This is a genomic window from Rhodoferax sp. GW821-FHT02C08 (assembly GCF_059421805.1).
In genome coordinates this window covers 20,314-38,329 of the sequence record NZ_JBWKVR010000012.1, presented here as the reverse complement: position 1 = coordinate 38,329, position 18,016 = coordinate 20,314, and the positions used below count along the sequence as shown (strand labels likewise).

The 18,016-nt window shown below is 62.6% G+C and carries 11 protein-coding genes; 1 reads left to right on the top strand and 10 read right to left on the bottom strand.

Going from position 1 to position 18,016, the window contains the following annotated elements; translation table 11 throughout:
• Positions 1 to 3 precede the first annotated feature (3 nt).
• The 9 genes from AC07VY_RS15585 to AC07VY_RS15545 form a co-directional block, all read right to left on the bottom strand.
• Positions 4 to 1,716, bottom strand: a complete 1,713-nt coding sequence (locus AC07VY_RS15585; RefSeq protein WP_495098302.1) for a tetratricopeptide repeat protein — start codon at positions 1,714 to 1,716, stop codon at positions 4 to 6.
• A gap of 156 nt (positions 1,717 to 1,872) precedes the next feature.
• Complete coding sequence (locus AC07VY_RS15580; protein ID WP_495098303.1) at positions 1,873 to 5,703, bottom strand: EAL domain-containing protein; 3,831 nt, start codon at positions 5,701 to 5,703, stop codon at positions 1,873 to 1,875.
• Positions 5,704 to 6,002: 299 nt separating this feature from the next.
• Positions 6,003 to 6,302: a flagellar basal body protein gene (locus AC07VY_RS15575; protein ID WP_495098304.1), complete on the bottom strand. Its 300-nt coding sequence runs from the start codon at positions 6,300 to 6,302 to the stop codon at positions 6,003 to 6,005.
• A gap of 101 nt (positions 6,303 to 6,403) precedes the next feature.
• Positions 6,404 to 8,053 carry an acyl-CoA dehydrogenase family protein gene (locus AC07VY_RS15570; protein WP_495098305.1) on the bottom strand — a complete coding sequence of 550 codons (1,650 nt, stop codon included), beginning with the start codon at positions 8,051 to 8,053 and terminating at the stop codon, positions 6,404 to 6,406.
• Positions 8,054 to 8,122: 69 nt separating this feature from the next.
• A complete protein-coding gene (gene mhpT / locus AC07VY_RS15565; RefSeq protein WP_495098306.1) occupies positions 8,123 to 9,358 on the bottom strand; it encodes a 3-(3-hydroxy-phenyl)propionate transporter MhpT in 1,236 nt (411 codons plus the stop codon).
• A gap of 34 nt (positions 9,359 to 9,392) precedes the next feature.
• Complete coding sequence (locus tag AC07VY_RS15560; protein ID WP_495076450.1) at positions 9,393 to 10,157, bottom strand: SDR family NAD(P)-dependent oxidoreductase; 765 nt, start codon at positions 10,155 to 10,157, stop codon at positions 9,393 to 9,395.
• Positions 10,158 to 10,219: 62 nt separating this feature from the next.
• Positions 10,220 to 11,797 carry a methyl-accepting chemotaxis protein gene (locus AC07VY_RS15555; protein WP_495098307.1) on the bottom strand — a complete coding sequence of 526 codons (1,578 nt, stop codon included), beginning with the start codon at positions 11,795 to 11,797 and terminating at the stop codon, positions 10,220 to 10,222.
• A 1-nt stretch (position 11,798) separates the two neighbouring features.
• Entirely contained in the window at positions 11,799 to 13,670 is a 1,872-nt protein-coding gene (locus AC07VY_RS15550; RefSeq protein ID WP_495098308.1) for a feruloyl-CoA synthase, read from the bottom strand.
• A 79-nt stretch (positions 13,671 to 13,749) separates the two neighbouring features.
• On the bottom strand, positions 13,750 to 14,538 hold the full coding sequence (locus AC07VY_RS15545) for a crotonase/enoyl-CoA hydratase family protein (RefSeq protein WP_495098309.1): 789 nt from the start codon (positions 14,536 to 14,538) through the stop codon (positions 13,750 to 13,752).
• Positions 14,539 to 14,746: 208 nt separating this feature from the next.
• Here AC07VY_RS15545 and AC07VY_RS15540 point away from each other — a divergent pair, with 208 nt between their 5' ends.
• Positions 14,747 to 15,988 carry a thiolase family protein gene (locus tag AC07VY_RS15540; protein WP_495098327.1) on the top strand — a complete coding sequence of 414 codons (1,242 nt, stop codon included), beginning with the start codon at positions 14,747 to 14,749 and terminating at the stop codon, positions 15,986 to 15,988.
• Between the two features lie 88 nt (positions 15,989 to 16,076).
• Here the strand turns inward: AC07VY_RS15540 and AC07VY_RS15535 are convergent, their stop codons facing one another.
• On the bottom strand, positions 16,077 to 17,897 hold the full coding sequence (locus tag AC07VY_RS15535; protein ID WP_495076454.1) for a sigma 54-interacting transcriptional regulator: 1,821 nt from the start codon (positions 17,895 to 17,897) through the stop codon (positions 16,077 to 16,079).
• Positions 17,898 to 18,016 lie beyond the last annotated feature (119 nt).

The window sequence follows — 18,016 nt, the reverse complement described above, 5'->3', positions numbered from 1 at the left end:
TATTCAGGTGGAGCCAGGGGGCAAAAAGGCGTGGCGTTGGGGCGCGGGTTCGGCAGGAGTCAAACCCGGTAATGTACGTGCTGCCGCACCACCCGTGCGCAGGCTTAGTTGGCCCGCCTGCCGCTTGGGTTCACCCAGGACCGAACGAGAGTTGGCTGGAGCGAAGCGCGCACGCAAATCCTGCACCGTGGCCAGCAGCTTGGCGTGGTCGTCGATCTTGGCTTCGTAGCGCTGCAGGACCAGGAAGGCGGTTTCGATCAGTTTGGCATTCTGCGTGTTGGTTCCATGCAGGATCAGATTTTCCACGGCAGCTTTGGGGTCGCCGCGCAGGCTGAGGGCCATGGCGCTTTCTGTGATTTTGGCGATTTGCGGCTGACATTCCCGGATGCGCTCTGCATAGGGTTCATGTGCGGCGCAAGAGGCTGCCAGCAATTCGCTCAAGGGGCGGGTGGTGGAAAAGCGCTTGCCGAGCGCGTCGATGACGGTCTGGATTTCATCCAATTGGATGCTGCGCTGCGCCAGCACGCTCAGCAGGGCCAGCAGATTACATGCGGACTCGAAGTCAAAAGCTTGTTGGTTGACGCTGCGGGTGAGCTCGCGTACCGACTGCACGGCCTGACCCACCAACTGGTCGTGGATGTACAGCAGGGTTTGCATGATGCCGAGCAGGCGCTCATTGCGTGCAGTGTCGGTGCTGCGCTCCATGACGCGTTTGAAGTCGTCGAAGCAGCGCTGCAGGCCTTTGCGGTCTTTGGCTTCCAGGCGCATGAACGCCAGCAGCACAACGGTCTGGCAGTCCAGCATTTTGGAGTCCAACCCCAGGCGCACCGTGCGGTCCAGCATTTTCTCGGCCTGCTTGCGGTCACCCACGTAGTACATCATCAGGCCCAGGTTTTGCGCGCGGCTGATGGAGTCGGGCGCCATGTCCACCGCCATCTGGTAGGAGGCCATGGCCTGCTCGTACTTGCCTTGCTCGAATTGGGCGCGGCCGAGGATGTCGTAGGCATCGGCGTACTGCGGGTTCTCGCCGATCAGGCTTTCGATGGCGCTGGTGGCCTTGGCGGTCTGGCCGGAATCCAGCAGCGAACGCGCCACGCCCAGCTTGGCCCAGGGCAGGGTCTTGGCGGCAATCACGGCCTCGTACAGGGTCTGCGCCTGGTCATACTGGTTGGTGCGCAGCAGCAGCTCGGCACCCACGCGGGCGGCGTACAGCCAGAACGGCCCTTTGGCGTTGAACCGGTTGACGCAAAGCTGCGCGGCCTTTTCAAAGTCGCCCGCGTCGATGGCTTCAAAGATGTCCTTGAGCGAAATCTTGCGCACGCGCGCCTGCAGCAAGCGCTCACCCAGGCTGTTGGCGCTGTGCGGCTTCAGCAGGTAGCCGTCCAGCGCGGACTCAGCCGCTTCGGCCACCTTGGTGTAGGTGGCTTCGGCGGTCACCATGATGAATACGGTGGAGAAGGGGAGCCACTGGTTGCGACGCAGATCGTCGATCAAATCCTGGCCAGAGGATGAGCTGCCGGCAAACTGGTGTTCGCACAGCACAACGTCAAACTGCTCGTGCTCCAACAGGCGGCGCGCGTGGGCGGTGGACATGCATTGCACTATCTTTCCCACGCCAAAGTCGCGTAGCTGGGCCACCAGGATGGAGCGCGAAGTGGCGTGACTATCTATCACCATGGCCTGGCTGGTGGAGAGGTCATCCGCACGTTGGTTCACAAGGCTCCTTGGCGTCTGCCTCGCAGGCGGACTAGGGAATGGGGCTACTGTGCTGTATGACAGCAAATGTATCTAAATGTATAGCGTAGCCGTCCCGAGGGCCATCAGAAACTACCCGGATACGGGCATTTTTGTATTTATTGGAATAGTAAACCGTTACCCACCGCGCTTGGCGAACTTAATGGCCTCAAACGCCACCTTGGGCACAGGCTTGCCGTAGAGGTAACCCTGCGCAATCTGGCAACCATGGGTCTGCAGGAAGGTTGCTTGCTCAAGCGTCTCGACCCCTTCGGCCACCACTTCCTGCCCCAGACAGCGTGCAATGGAAAGAATAGCCTTGACCAGCTCTCCGCGGAAATGTTCGGTAGTGATGGTGCCTATGAAAGAGCGGTCAATTTTCAGGGTGTTGATTGGGAAGCGTGCTAGGTAGCTTAGTGACGAATAGCCGGTGCCAAAATCGTCAATGGCAATGGTGACGCCCATGTCACTGAAGCTTTTCAGCATCTCCAGCACCTGACCCTGCTCGTCAAGCAACAGACTTTCGGTGATCTCCAGCTCGATCCATTCCGGATGGCAGCCGGTTTCTTCGAGAATATTGCACACCACACTGACCAGATCGTTGGACTGGAACTGGCGTGCTGACAGATTGATGGCCACCTTGTGCAAAGGCTTCTCCGCGCCATTCCAATCGCAGGCAGTGCGGCATGCGTCACGCAGTACCCAATGGCCGATGTCGACGATCAGCCCACTGTCTTCTGCAATCGCGATGAACTCGTTCGGCGGCACGATGCCGCGCTGCGGATTGTTCCAGCGCAACAAGGCCTCTGAGCCAACCAGCATGTTGTCGTCCAAGCGGATTTTCGGTTGGTAATACAGTTCCAGCTCGTTGCGTTCAAGCGCCCTGCGCAACTCTGACTCCAGTGACAGCTTCTCAGTCGCGCTGGCCGTGAGGTCTTTGGAATAGAAACGGAAATTGTTGCGACCGGAGCGCTTGGCGAAATACATGGCCGAATCGGCCTGCTTGATCAACCCGTGGGGATCGGTGTCGTCATTGGGGTACACCGCAATACCGATGCTGGTGGACACGAACACTTCGTTGCCCTCCAGCAAAAACGGTTCATTGAACGCTGTGAGAATTTTGCTGGCCACTCGCCCGAGGTCAGCGCCACTGCGGATATCGGGTAACAAAATGGCGAACTCGTCCCCACCGAGACGCGCCACGGTGTCGTAGGTACGCACACAAAAGGTGAGTCGCAGCGCTGCTTCGCGCAACAGGGTATCTCCAGCGGGGTGGCCCAACGAATCGTTAATGGCCTTGAAACGGTCCAGATCCAGCAACATCACTCCAGCAAGTTGGCCGTGCCATTCAGCATCGTGAAGCACCTGATGCAGGCGGTCGTTGAATAGGGCGCGGTTAGGCAACGAGGTCAGGTTGTCATAGAACGCCATCTGGTGAATCTTCTGGCGGAAGTTGTACAGATCGGTGATGTCGCGCCCCACCGCCAGCACCGTGACTACGGTGCCACTGGCATCAAACTCCGCCGTGAGCCGGATGTGGCTGCAAAGCGCCTGCCCATTCTTGCCCGGCCAGACCAGTTCAAATTCGGTGTTGACACCGGTTGCCAAGACCTCGCGCAGTTTGGCCTCGTAGGTTTTAGATTGCTCTCCGCCAGGAACCTCGGTGGGGGTCTTGCCAAGTGCAGCATCCAAGCCGCCTTCTATGCCGTTGGCCAAGGCCTGGTTGGCAAAGATGCGGATGCCATCGCGGTCGTAACGGGCGATGGTGTCTGGTGTGTTGTCGATAAGGGTGCGCGACTCATGCTCGCGTTCAACGACAGCCTGCTGCATGCGGTAAAACTCCGTCATGTTGCGACCCAACCCCAGCACGCTGACGAGACGGCCTTCGGCATCGAACTCTGGTACCAGGCTGACTTCGTGGATTTGAATCTCGTCACCAACCGGCACAGATTGACGCACCAGTTCAACCATCTGCCCGGTGGCAACAACCTGTGCGATGGCCGCCCTGACGTGCGCGTGCGTATCGGGGAGCGGCTGCCCGATCAGATCGCTTGCCGCAATGCCCAGCGTTCGTTCATGGGCGGGATTCACATACAGATAGCGCCCGTTCACATCCCAGCGCGCAATATTGTCCGGCAGGTTTTCCGCCAGCGAACGAAACTCGCGTTCGCGCTCGGCCAACTCATTTTGCAGACGTTTTCGTTCGGTAATGTCCAGCGATGTGCCGATGAAACGTACCGGCTTGCCTTGCCCATCGTATTGTGGCTCGCCCTGCTCCAAGATGTGTTTGACCCGCCCATCCGGGAATAGCAGGCGGTGCTCGACTGCATAGAGCGAATGGTTGACAACGGCTTCGTTGTAAGCCTGCAATACACGCTCCCTGTCCTGCGGGTGTACCGTTTCGAGGAACGCCACGAAGTCCGCTTTGAATTTTGTTTTGTCAATTTCCCAGATGCGGAAAATTTCGTCTGACCAGGTGAGCTTGTCGTTCACCATATCGACGTCCCAACTGCCGACATGGGCGATGCGCTGGGCTTCCCGGAGCATATGCTCGCTGTCGCGATAAGCTTTTTCAATAGCTTTGCGCTCGGTGATGTCGCGACTGATGCCCACAATGTAGCGCTGCCCATCACGGAACGTGAAAGGAGATTTCTGGGTTAGCAGATAGCGTGTGTTGCCATTCGCATCCGTGAGGGTCTCCTCGTTGACGTTGATTTGGCCGGACTTGTACACCAGATCGTCTTTTTCCCAGAACACATCGGCTTGTTCTTTGGGAAAAAACTCATAGTCAGATTTGCCAAGCAGTACCTCACGGGGGTGGCCGATCATGGCGCAACAGGTGTCGTTGAGCAGTATCCACCGATGCTCACTGTCTTTGACGGAAATCGGATCGGAAATGGAATTGATGACCTTGCTGAGGAAGTTGCGCGACTCCTCCAGCTCGAGTTCCATACGCTTGCGCTCGGTGATGTTGTGCGAAAAGATGGTCAGCCCGAAGACTTCACCATCATCATCGTAAATTCTCGAACCGTGGTGCTCAAAGTATTCGTAGGTTGTGGTGCCATCTTGCACAACTTCTTCCCTGGTCTCGGCGGCGAAACCATTACCTGCTGACGCAGGCCCGAATCCACGATCGAGAAACGCCCGGAATTCCTCGCGTTTGAGCATGTCGATGGCGCTCATTCCGATGGCAATGTCTACCCCCCTCAGCTTTTTTGAACTTGCCCGGTGCTGGGCATTGAACATCAGGTAATGGCAGTCTCGGTCGATTGCCCAAATGCTTACATCGGATGCGCCTTCCATCACAGAATGCAGTAGCTTGTTTTGGGCGCGGTAACGCGTTTCGCGTTCCTGATCTGCCAAAGTTAATTCCCTATTCTGTTGGTTCGACACCATAGAAGAGAGCACGGTTTCATGCACTTGGCGCGAAAGCAGCAGCATCAGCCCCAGATAGACCAGCGTGATCAAAGTCATGGCGTACTGGTCAAATGAAAACAGCCACAGGGCCATCGGCAGCAAAGAGGACAGCATGAAGGCGTTGGATGCCAGCGGGACCGACGCCATGGTCACACAGGCAAATGCGCTAACCCCTGCGATCACGAAGACCAACAGGAGGGCAGTTTGATCCCGGGGCGACTCCGGGAAGCAAAAAACCGTAACCCCCCAGCACAACCCCGTGGCTGCCGCACCGATCACATAGCCGGTGATCCACTTGTTTGGTTTGACACGGGCGCTTTGGTCCAGCTTCAAAAAGCGGCGGGCGAACAGGTAGCGAATCGCCAAGATCGGCCACAGCACGAAAAGCCAAGCTATTAGCCCCGGTCGGGCGACGGCCGGCCACAGGGCTACCACTACCAGTAATGACACCAGCAGGCTGGAAACTGTAGAAAGCCTGACCCGTTGGTAAGCTATACGCAGCCGTGTCAGGATCAGATGCCTAACGTCACCTTGCATGCTTGCGCTGATCATCCATTCATCCTATTGGTTGCTGGGTCTTCGGACTGTCTTGATCAGTGTTTTGAAAATCCACCATGATGTTCGAATTCAACATGCTCCCGAAAATTGTAATGCTCCACCCGAGCGCTCCAAGGATTGGCTGCGTCGCACCCCTGCAAGGGCGGGCCCCAAAGACCGGGGTCGACAACGACGACCTCGCTCAGCCTGCGACCGCTTTTTCCATCACGTTTTTAGGTATTCGGTCGCAGCATCGCGTGGTACTGCTTCAAGATTAAACGAGCGCGCTTCAGGGCTTGGTTGGCATCACCTTCTCAGGCGCGAATATTCAGTAGCGACCCCAGCATGCTGTCGTTGGTCTTGAAGACGTTGAGGTTGGAGAGGAAGCTGTTTTTGGCCTGCAGCTGGGCGACCACGTCGTCTTCCAGGCTGGGACCGGCGCCGGTGCTACGTTCCACCTGGCTGTTGACGCCGCCGTCTGCTTGGGTGCTTTGCTGCACCTCCAGGGGCTGGAAGCCCTCGGTTTGCTGGTTGGCGATGTTGTGGGCCGACGCATCCAGTCGGGTTTGCGCAGCTTGCATGCCGGATAGCGAAATGGACGAGATGGCATTCATACGGCAGGGCTCCGGCGGGCAAAGGAAGCTCCATTTTAAAAGCCGGGCTACCCACGGACAAGCGCGGCCCGCGCAAATCGGGCCGCGGTGTGAAGTAATCGCTATGTCTGCGCGTCCAACCGTTGGCGGATGATGGCCAGGCGCATATCGAATTCTGGCAGCACCCAGGTCTGGAAGGCCTGGGCCGGTACGCTCCAGCGCGGACCGTTGGCGGTCGGGGTCGTGTGGATGCGGCCCCAGGCCCAGTCCAGCAGCACCAGGGCCACGGCGCGCAGATAGTCGTCTGCCACCCAGTAGGGCAGCTCGGGCGCGGCCTTGGCGGCGTGGATCAGGTCCGCGCTGGCTTGCAGCAGGGCGTCGCGTCGCGCGGTGGCAGGCAGCTCGGCCAGCAGGGCGCTGATGCCTGCGCCGCCATCGGCCAGCACCTTGCGCACCAGCAGGTCGATGGCCTGGATTTCGTTGGTGCCCTCGTAGATCATGGCTACGCGGGAGTCGCGCACGATCTGCTCAATTCCCCATTCGCTGACGTAGCCGTGGCCGCCAAACACCTGTAGGCAGGCGCTGGCGCCCTGGAAGGCCTGGTCGCTGAAAGCCGCCTTCAGCACCGGCGTGACCAGGGCACACCAGCGCTGGGCGCTGGCGCGCTGGGTTGCGTCCGGGCTGTGCTTGGCCACATCCAGCTGCAAGGCCGTGTGGTAGGCCACCACCCGGCCACCGTCTATCCAGGCGCGCTGGGTGTCCAGGATGCGGCGGATGGCGGGGTGCTCGGCGATGGTGCTGGGGCCTTGTGCGGCCATCGGGGCGCGCATCTGCCGGCGCTCTAGCGCATAGGCGTGGGCTTTTTGCCAAGCTGCTTCCAGCAGGCCTAGGCCTTGCAGACCCACGTGCAGGCGGGCGGCGTTCATCATCACGAACATCGCGTTCAGGCCCTTGTGCGGTTCGCCCACCAGCCAGCCGGTCGCGTCGTCAAAGCGCATCACGCAGGTGGGGCTGCCGTGCAGGCCCATTTTTTCCTCAATACGTTCGCAGACTACGGCGTTGCGCTCGCCGCCCGGCAGTATTTGGGGCACCAGGAACAGCGACAAGCCCTTGGGCCCGGCCGGCGCATCGGGCAGGCGGGCCAGCACCAGGTGGATGATGTTGTCGCTCAGGTCGTGCTCGCCGCCGGAGATGAAGATCTTGCTGCCGCTCACCTGCACGCTGCCGTCCGGCTGCGGTACGCCCTTGCTGCGCACTAGACCCAGGTCGCTGCCGGCGTGGGCTTCGGTGAGGCACATGGTGGCCAACCATTCGCCGCTGGCGATCTTTTCCAGGTATTGCGCCTTGAGGCTGTCGCTGCCGTGGTGCTTCACGCACTCATAGGCGCCGTGCAGCAGGCCGGGCGCCATGGTCCAGCCGTGGTTGGCACCGGCCAGCAGCTCAAACAGCACGCATTCCAACACCGCTGGCAGGCCCTGGCCGCCGTCTTCGGGGGCGCAGGACAGCGACGGCCAGCCGGCTTGCCAGAAGGCTTGGTAGGCCTCCTTGAAGCCAGGCGGCGTGCTGACCTGGCCGGCGTGGAAGCGGCAGCCCACCTCGTCGCCTACGCGCTGCAGCGGTGCCACTTGTTGGCTGACGAACTTGCCGGCTTCCTCCAGCACCTGCAGCGCCAAGTCCGCATCGGTATCGGCAAATGCCGGTAAGGCCTGCCATTGCTGCGGTGCCTGAAGCACCTCGGATAACAGGAAGGCGATGTCGCTCAGTGCGGCCATGGGTTGCTCTTTTTAGATAGCTGCTGGCGCAGGTAATACCTGCGCTACAGGTCTTTTTTATATAAATTTCTAGTGGCTATGCAGCGCCTGCTGGGTGCGCATCAGGGCCATGGCGGCCACGGCTGCAACCACGATGCCGGGCGATGACGCAGCCATCACGCCGCCCACGCCCATGCCGGCCGCAAGGATTTGCCCGGCGATCATCGGGCCGCCAATCGCACCCAGCCGGCCTACGGTGATGGACGCGCCCACACCCGTGCCACGGATGGAAGTGGGGTACAGGGCCGGTGCCATTGCATACAGCACCAGTTGGCCGCCCAGCGCGCAGAAGCCCGCGCCCAAGCCGGCCAGCAACATCATGCTGAAGCTGTCCGACAGGCCCAACCCGGCCAGTGACAGCAGCATGCCCACGTAGATGCATACGGCAGTGAACATGCGGCCCTTGGAATCCATCAGCCGGCCCACCATCAGCGAGCCTGCCGCACCGCCGAAGTTGAATAGCAGCTGCACCATGCCCGCATCGGCCCGGCTAAAGCCCTTGCCCTGCAGCAATGACGGCAGCCAGTTCAGCAGCATGTAGAGCACGGTCAACACAAAGAAGCTGGCCAGCCACAGCAGCAGGGTGGACTTCCACATGCTGCCTTTGAACAGACCCGCCAGGCCCTCGCTGGAGACGGGGCGCGCCGTGGCGGCAGCAGCCTGTTGGCGGCTCAGGTAAGCGCGGGATTCGGGCAGCAGCAGGATCAGCAGAAAAGCAATCAGCAGCGGCACCACGCCACCCACGTAGAACAGGCCGCGCCAGCCGCCGCCCACGTTCAGCATGCCCAGTACCGAGGCCAGTGCACCGCCCAGCGGGATGCCGGCATAGGTCACGCTCACGGCTACGCTGCGGTTGCGCTCGTCGGCGGCCTCAGACGACAGGGCGATCAGGATGGGCAGCGCCGCGCCCAGGCCCAGCCCGGTCATGAAGCGTGCGGCCAGCAGGCTCTGGTAGTCCCACACATGGGCCGTGGCCAGCGAGAACAGGCCAAACAGCAGCACCGAGCCGACCAGCACCTTCTTGCGGCCAATGCGGTCGGCCAGCCAGCCGCCAAACAAGGCGCTGGGTAGAAGGCCGACCAGGCCGGCGCTGAACATGCCACCCATTTGCGGCGGCAGCAGTTTGAACTCGGCACCGATGCCCGAGGCTGCAATGCCGGCGGACTGCAGGTCCAGGCCTTCGAGCAGGGCCACGATGAAGCAGAGGAAGAGGGTCAGGACCTTGCTGCTGCTGGCAGCGCCGGTGTTGGCTTGGGGGCTGGGCATGTTGTGTCTCCTTGTTGTTGTGGGGCTGCAGCGCTTAGCGCGGCGCCATGCGCAGTGCGCCGTCCAGGCGGATGACCTCGCCGTTCAGGTGGCCGTTGGTGACGATGTGCGCGGCCAACTCGGCGAACTCGGAAGGCTTGCCCAGACGGGATGGGAAGGGGATGCTGGCCGCCAGGGATGCCTGCACCGCCTCGGGCAGCTCCTGCATCAGCGGCGTGGCGAACAGGCCGGGCGCCACGGTGCACACGCGGATGCCGTGCTGCGCCAGGTCGCGCGCCATGGGCAGGGTCATGCCGACCAAGCCACCCTTTGAGGCACTATAGGCCTGCTGGCCCACCTGGCCGTCAAAGGCGGCTACCGAGGCGGTGAACATGATCACGCCGCGCGCGCCATCTTCCAGCGGCTCCAGTTTGGCGCAGGCGGCGGCGAACAAGCGGGTCATGTTGTAGCTACCAATCAGGTTCACGGTGATGACCTTGCTGAAGGCGTCCAGCGGGGCGGCACTGCCGTCCTTTTGCACCACGCGCTTGGCGCCGCCGATGCCGGCCACGTTCATCAGAATGCGGGCCGGGCCGTGGGCGGCGGCGGCTTTTTCGATGGCGGCGGTGACGCTGTCGGGGCTGGTGATGTCGCACTGGCAAGCGATGCCGTTGATGTCGGCTGCGACCCTTTCGGCACCCGCCAGGTTGACGTCGAGTATGGCGACCTTGGCGCCCAGGCGGGCCAGTTCGCGGGCGGTGGCTTCGCCCAGGCCGGAGCCACCGCCGGTGACCAGTGCTGCGTGTCCTTGAATGTTCATGTGATGCTCTCTATGCTATTGAATGTGTAGCGGTTGTCGTAGGGTTTGTATGCGCTGCGGGCTTAAACGGCTGGTGTCACAAGCTGCAGGCGTGCAGCGGCCTGGCTGCCATCGTTTTTGTTGATGCTGCACATGACCATGCAGTCATGGCTCGCAGCGGGCAGCACATAGGCCATCTTGTCTGCGGGCAGCTTGGTGATGGGGTGTATGCCCTTGAACTCAATCCAGCCACCGCCTTCGTCGGCGATTGCGGTGGTCTTGCGGTTCAACTCTTCCAGATTCACGCCCGGTGCGGCCACGGCCGGTTTGTTGGCCTTGCTCGGATCCATGCCGAAGGCGCGGAAGTAGCCCCGGCGGTCCAGAATGATGATGAACAGATCCCGTTCCATGAAGCCGCCTTGCCGGTCATGGATGCGGCGCACAGCGGACTCCAGCCCTTCAGCCGCAATGAGTGCGCAGGCCTTTTCTACCAGTACGCGGGCTTCATCGGCGCAGCCCTGGCGCAGCCGCATGGAGATGACGCTGGACGACAGATTGCTGGCCTGCGAGCGCAGCTTGTCGGCCGAGCGGGCGGAGACTTCGACCAGCTGCGCATTGCGCTGGGTGATGTCGTCCAGGCTGCGCACGGCTTGGGCTATTTCATGGATGCTGGTGCTTTGCTCGGTGTTGGAGGCGGAGATATGGCCCACCCTGACGGTCACTTCGTGGATGCCGCTCACAATGTCCTGCAGCAGGCGGCTGGTCTTGTGGATGTGCACCACGCCACTGGCGACTTCGTCGATCGAGCCCTCGATCAACTTCTTGATTTCGCCGGCCGCCTTGGTACTGCGTTGCGACAAGGTGCGTACCTCGGACGCCACCACGGCAAAGCCGCGCCCCGCTTCGCCGGCCCGCGCGGCTTCCACGGCGGCATTCAGCGAGAGGATGTTGGTCTGGAATGCAATGCCGTCAATCACGCTGATGATTTCGGTCATCTGCTTGGAGCGTTTGGCAATGCTTTCCATGGCGCCCACGGCAGATTGCACGATGGCGCCGCCGTTGTCGGCCGTGAGCTGCACGCGCTCGGTATGGCGGTGTACTTCCAGCGCGTCTTCGGCGCTGCGCTGCACGGTAGAGGCCAGCTCGGACACGCTGGCTGTGGTCTGCTCCAGGCTGGCCGCTTGTTGCTCGGTGCGCTCCGACAAGCTGTAGGTGCCGCTGGACAGCTGGTCGCCGGCCATGCTCACCAGTTCGGCCTCGCTGCGGATGGCGGCCACGATGGCGGACAGGTTGCGGCTCATGGATTCCATGCGCCGCGTGATCTGGGCCAACTCGTCCGTTCCGGTGATGGACGTGCTGTGCCGTAGGTTGCCAGCCAACACGGCTTCCACCAGCTGGGCCAGCTCCTGCAAACCCGTCGACAAGTTCGCTTGGATGCATGCGCCAAAGTAGACCAGTGCACCCACTGCCACCGCCGTCCAGCACAGCAGCCACTGGCGCGATACGCCATTTATGCCGTCTGCGCTGGCGCCGAATGCGGCCCAGAGTGCGGGTGCGAGCGCGGCTGCCAGCAGGGCAAACGCGAAGGCGAGTTTGCCTCCCACGTTCAGGCGTGCCATCACCCGCACGCCGGGCAGGAGGATCCATGGAGCCGTTGCCATGTTATTTTTCTGTGGGCTTGAGGGTGGGGTGCAACTGGTCTGCGTGCATGGCCTCCACCAGGGCGGCGCGGTGCTTGAGCACGGCGCGCTGGTTGATGGAGCCCTTGTCGGTAATCTCGCCCTTGTCCAGCGAGGGTGGCTCGGCCAGCAGGTAGGCGCGGGCAACGCGGCTGGCGCTGCCGGTGGCGCTGGCGGCCAGCTGGTCCATCAGCTGCTGAAAGCGGGCCTGCACGGGTGCGCTCTCCAACACTGCTTGCATGCTGGCGTCGTCCGGCAGGCCGCTGAGGCTGCGGCAGGCGTTGGTGGGGATGATGAGGGCGCCCACTTCTTTCAGGTTGATGCCGGTCAGCACCACGTCCTGCACATAGGGTGCGCCGGCGGCGATGATCTTGGCGCGCATCGGACCCACGCTGACAAAGGTGCCGGTGCTGAGCTTGAAGTCCTCGGCAATGCGGCCGTCGAACCGCAGGCCCTTGTGCAGGTCGCCTTCGTCTATCCATTGCACGGCGTCGCCGGAGCAGAAGAAGCCTTCCTCGTCAAAGCTCTCACGCGTGGCCTCGGGGTTGCGCCAGTAGCCGGGGGTGACGTTGGGGCCGCGGTAGCGCACCTCTATCTTGCCGTCCACGGGGGCCAGCTTCAGCTCCAGGCCGGGGGCGGGCACGCCGATGTGGCCGGCTTGCACGTGGGGGCTGTTCACGCCCAGGGAGTAGGGCGTGCATTCGGTCATGCCCAGGCCAGTACCCATCACGATGCGTTCGCCGACTTCGCGCTCGGCGCTTTCAAATAGCGAGTCCCATATCGGCTGCGACAGTGCTGCTGCGGCGAAGAAGAACATCTTCACCCGGCTCAGCAGGTTCTTGCGCAGTTGGTCGTCGGTCTTCATGAGGTTGGCGATCACCTCGAAGCCGGTGGGCACATTGAAGTACACGGTGGGTGCAATTTCGCGCAGATTGCGGATGGTCTCGCCCATGCCCTTGGGCGTGGGCTTGCCTTCGTCCAGGTACAGCGTGCCGCCGTTGTAGAGCACGATGCCAAAGTTGTGGTTGCCGCCAAAGGTGTGGTTCCAGGGCAGCCAATCGACCAGCACCAGCGGCGTCTCAGCCAGCACGGGCATGGCCTGGTTCATCTGCTGCAGATTGGCGCTCCACATGCGGTAGGTGATGATGACCGCCTTGGGCAGCTTGGTGGAGCCCGAGGTGAACATGAACTTGGCGATGCTGTCCGCGGTAATGGCGGCGTGCGCGGCATCCACCGCTGGGGTGGCGGGTGTGTGCAGCAACTGGCTGAACGGAATGGTGTCACGGCCCTCAATGCTGCCGGTGCCCAGCACGACCCGCACATCGCTGGCCACCGTGGTCTGGATGGCGCGGGCAAAGCGGCTGCCTACGCTGGCGAAAACCAGGCCAGGGGTCAGGGTGCTCAGTACATGGCGCAGCTTGTCGAAGTCCTGGCTGATGGTGGAGTAGGCGGCAGACACCGTGCACTGCGGTATGCCGGCCACCAGACAGCCCAGCGACAGCAGGGCGTGGTCCAGATCGTTCTCGCTGAGGATGACCACCGGCCGTTCTGGCCTCAGCTCCATGCCCAGCAGGGCCTGGGCGATGTTGCGCGCCGACTGCCAGGCTTGCGCGTAGCTGATGTGCTGCCAGTCGCCCAGGCTGCCATCGGCATTCTTTTGGCGCTGGGCCATCCAGGTTTGGTCGGGCCGGGTCTGGGCCCAGTGGGCCAGCCGGTCGGTCAGCCGAGTGGGGTAGGGCTGCAGCTCCTGGGCGGCTTGCACATAGACGCAGCCCTGCTCACCCTGGCGGGTGCGGACTTCGGTAACGCCAAACTGCAAGGGGCGGAAGCGGGGTGGGGTAGTGATGGCGGACATGTCTGGGTTCCGGTGCTCTGCGGGCAACTTGGTCGTGTGGCTGGCGCGTACGGTTAGGTGGGGGCGTATCGGAGGGGCCTCAGTCTTTTTTCACCTTGGCGGCGCGGCCGTCCAGGAAGGCGCGCACGCGTTCCTTGGCCTCGGGCGCGCTCTGGGCAATCGCGGCCATCATGGATTCGGTCAGCAGGCCTTGGTCGCTGGGTTGCTCGGCGATGCGCGGCAGGGCGTGCATCAGGCCGTAGTTGGTCAGCGGGGCGTTTTGGGCGATGCGGCCGGCCAGTTCCACGGCCTTGTCGAACGCCGTGCCGTTGGGCACCAGGTACTGGGCGAAGCCCGCACGTTCGCCATCTGCCGCGTTGTAGACGCGGCCGGTCATCATCATGTCCATCATGCGGGCGGTGCCGATCAGGCGGGGGATGCGCACCGCGCCGCCGCCGCCCACGAAGATGCCACGCGAGCCTTCAGGCAGGGCGTAGAACGTGGACTCATCGGCCACGCGGATATGGCAGGCGCTGGCCAGCTCCAGGCCGCCGCCGACCACAGCGCCGTGCAGTGCTGCAACCACCGGTACCGGGCCGAACTGCACGCGCTCCAGCGCGGCATGCCACATGCGGGAATGGTGCAGGCCCTGGCCGGCGTCGCGTTCCTTGAGTTCGCTCAGATCCAGGCCGGCGCAGAAGTGTTCGCCTTCGCCGCTGATCACGGCGGCTCGCACGCTGGCGGGCAGGCCGTCCATGATGTCGCGCATCGCCAGGATCAGGCCGTCGTTCAGCGCATTGCGCTTAGCGGGGCGGGTCAGGCGGATGACGGCGATTTCTTCGCTGTCGCCGCGGATTTCCAAAGAGATGTCGGTGTGTGGTGTGCGCATGGGAATACAGGTTTAGTTTGCCAAACTATAGTTATTAAAAATAACTAAAACAAGATTGAAAGAGGCTTGAATCCTAGGTGCTTTCCCTAGCTTTGGTGGGCGCATATAAAGTTATATTTAATAATCAAAATAGACCTTGCACCACCTACTGCGGCGTATGTTTTTGCGGCGGTTTCCAGCTGCTGCAGCCTGCCTCAACTATCCACGGATTTCTATGAAACACTTTTCTTCTTCTTTCCACAATGCCTGGCTTGTCGACGGCGTGCGCACGCCGCTGGTGGACTATTGCGGCGCTTTTGGTGCGCTGTCGCCTACCGACATGGGCATCAAGGTGGCGCGCGCCGTGCTGGAGCGCAGCGGGCTGCCGGCGGCCGATGTGGAGTCGGTGGTGGTGGGCTCCATGGCCCAGGCCGACTTCGATGCCTATGTGCTGCCACGCCATGTGGGCCTGTACGCCGGCGTGCCGCTGGCCGTGCCTTCCATCTTGGTGCAGCGCATCTGCGGCACTGGTTTTGAATTGTTCCGCCAGGCGGCCGACCAGATCGCCCTGGGCTATGCCGACCTGGCGCTGGTGGTAGGCACCGAGTCCATGACACGCAACCCGATTGCTGCGTACACCCACCGCAGCGGCTTCAAGCTGGGTGCGCCGGTGGAGTTCAAGGACTTTTTGGTGGAGGCGTTGGTCGATACAGCAGGCCCGGTCAGCATGATCCAGACCGCTGAAAACCTGGCTGTGCAATACGGCATCAGCCGGGCTGACGTGGATGCATTCGCGGCCCAGTCGTTTGACCGCGCTCTGCGCGCCAAGGACTTTCATGCCGGCGAAATCGTGCCCGTGGCCAACGAGGTGTTTGCACTGGAAGGCTATGCCAACCGTGGCATCCAGCTGCCGCGCAAAGTGACCCAGATAGCCCACGATACCCACCCCCGGCCATCGCCGGTGGACGCCCTGGCTGCCTTGCGCACGGTTTACCCTGGCGGCGTACAGACGGCCGGCAACAGTTCGGCCCTGGTAGATGGCGCCGCCAGCGCGCTGGTGGCCAGCGACGCCTATGTACGCAAGAGCGGCGTGCAGCCCCTGGCCCGTCTGCGCGGTGCCGCGGCAGTGGGCGTGGCACCCGAGTACATGGGCATAGGCCCGGCCCCCGCCATCCGTGCGCTGCTGGAGCGCTGCGGCCTGACGCTGGCCGACATCGACCTCTTTGAAATCAACGAGGCCCAGGGCGCACAAACCCTGGCCGTGGGCCGCGAGCTAGGCCTGGACCTGGACAAGCTGAATGTGCACGGCGGCGCCATCGCGCTGGGCCACCCGCTGGCCGCCACCGGCGTGCGCCTGACGGTGACTCTGGCCCGCGCATTACGCCAGCGCGGCAAACGGTTCGGTATCTCCAGCGCCTGCGTGGGCGGCGGCCAGGGCATGGCGCTGCTGATCGAAAATCCTGAGGCTTAAATGCTGGTTGCTATTAAATAAGTAGCTGCTTGCGCACGATTTACCTGCGCCAGAGGCCTATTTCTATAAATCCGGAAGTGTGCCCGCATCACACCAGCCCGTGCTTGCGGGCCCGGTAGGCCAGCTTGGCGCGGGTGGTGTTGAGCAGGCGGGCGGCGGCGGACAAATTACCCTGGGCGCCGCTGATGGCCTGCTGGAGCATGGCGCGTTCGGTTTGCTCCAGCGACAGGGCGCTTGCAGCGGTAGGTGTTTTGGCGGGGGCTGGGGGGGGCGGTTTGGCGGCAGGGTGGGGTGTAGTTGTCAGGTTTAGTGTGTCGCTGCCGTCTTGCAACTTGAGTGTCATGACGTCGGGGGCCAGGGTCTCGCCGCTGGTGAACAGGTGGTGCACGTCGATGAGGCCGCCCACATCGGCCATGATGACGGCGCGCTCCACCAGGTTTTGCAGCTCGCGGATATTGCCAGGGAAGTCGTAGTTCAGCAGGGTGCGCACGGCGGCCTGGGTGAAGCCCTGGATGTCGCAGCCATGCTTGCGTCGGTAGTGGTTCAGAAAATGGCTCATCAGCAGGGGAATGTCGTCGCGCCGTTCGCGCAGCGGCGGCAGGTGGATGGGGAAGACATTGAGCCGGAAGAACAGGTCTTCGCGAAAGCGCCCTTCGCGCACGGCCTGGCGCAGGGTTTCGTTGGTGGCGGCCAGCACACGCACGTCCACGGCGATGCTGCGGGTGCCGCCCACGCGTTCCACCTCGCCCTCTTGCAGCGCGCGCAGCAGCTTGCCCTGGGCGACGAAGCTTAGCGTGCCGATCTCGTCCAGAAACAGGGTGCCGCCGCTGGCGCGCTCAAACCGCCCCGGGCGTGACACGCTGGCACCGGTGTAGGCGCCGCGTTCCACGCCGAACAGCTCGGACTCGATCAGCGTCTCGGGAATGGCGGCGCAGTTGACGGCGATGAAGGGCTTGTCTTTGCGCGGGCTGATCTTGTGCAGCATGCTGGCGAACTTCTCTTTGCCCACGCCGGACTCTCCCGTGAACAGCACGGTGGCGGTGGTGCGTGCTACGCGGCTGAGCTGGTGGCAGGCCGCGTTGAATGCCGAGGATGCGCCCACCATGGCGTCGCCCGCAGACGCACCGCTAGCGGGTAGCTCGGCGGCGTCGCTGGGCGAGCGGGCGTAGGCGGCGGTGTCCACGAAGTCGCGCACGTTCAGGTAGCGCATGTCTTCTTCCACGTTGTCCCACCGGTCTGCCGACTTGCCGATGACCCGGCATTGCGCGTCGCCCATGGAGCGGCATTGCGTTTCGCGGAAGACGATGAGCCGCCCGAACAAGGTGCTGACGTAGCCGGTGGCATAGCCCACCTGCATCCAGCAGGCAGGCGATCCGCCGATGCCGTAGGCGGCGATGTGCTCGTCGTCCTCGCTAGAGTTGTGCCACAGGAATTCGCCCTCGTAGCTGCCAGTGTTGGCGTCATACGTCACCTGCACCAGCTCGACTTTTACGACGCCTTCCAGGGCATGCAGGCGCGTACCCGCGATGGCGGCGGCCGAGGGGTCGGCATCGGGCCACTGCTTTCTGACCAGATGGGCATCCCGCGCGCCGCTGACGTAGCCCGCACGCGTGAACAGGCCACGGGCCTGCTTGGTGCCCAGGCTGTCAATCATCTCGCGGCGCAGCGAACCCAGGGCCTCGGTGTGCAGCAAGACCATGCGCTGGTCTTGCAGCCAAATGCGCCCATCGCCCGGCGAAAAGAACAGGCATTCGCTGATGTCGGCCACGTTGGGGTGGGCTTCGCTGCCGATGTGGGTGCTGGCAAAACCCCCCAAGGCCTTGTTGACGGAGCTGCTGTCGAAGTTGCTGAGCACCGTACCCGTGGCACGGGCGACATCTGCCAGGGAAACCCGTGGGGAATTGCGCATGGGGACTTCATCAATTGGTTAAATTTGATTCAGGAATGTAACGAATTGCTGAAATTAATGGTGGGTGATTTCCCTATGCTGCAGCGCGGTAAAGCGGGCTCGGGTATCTACCTAATTCC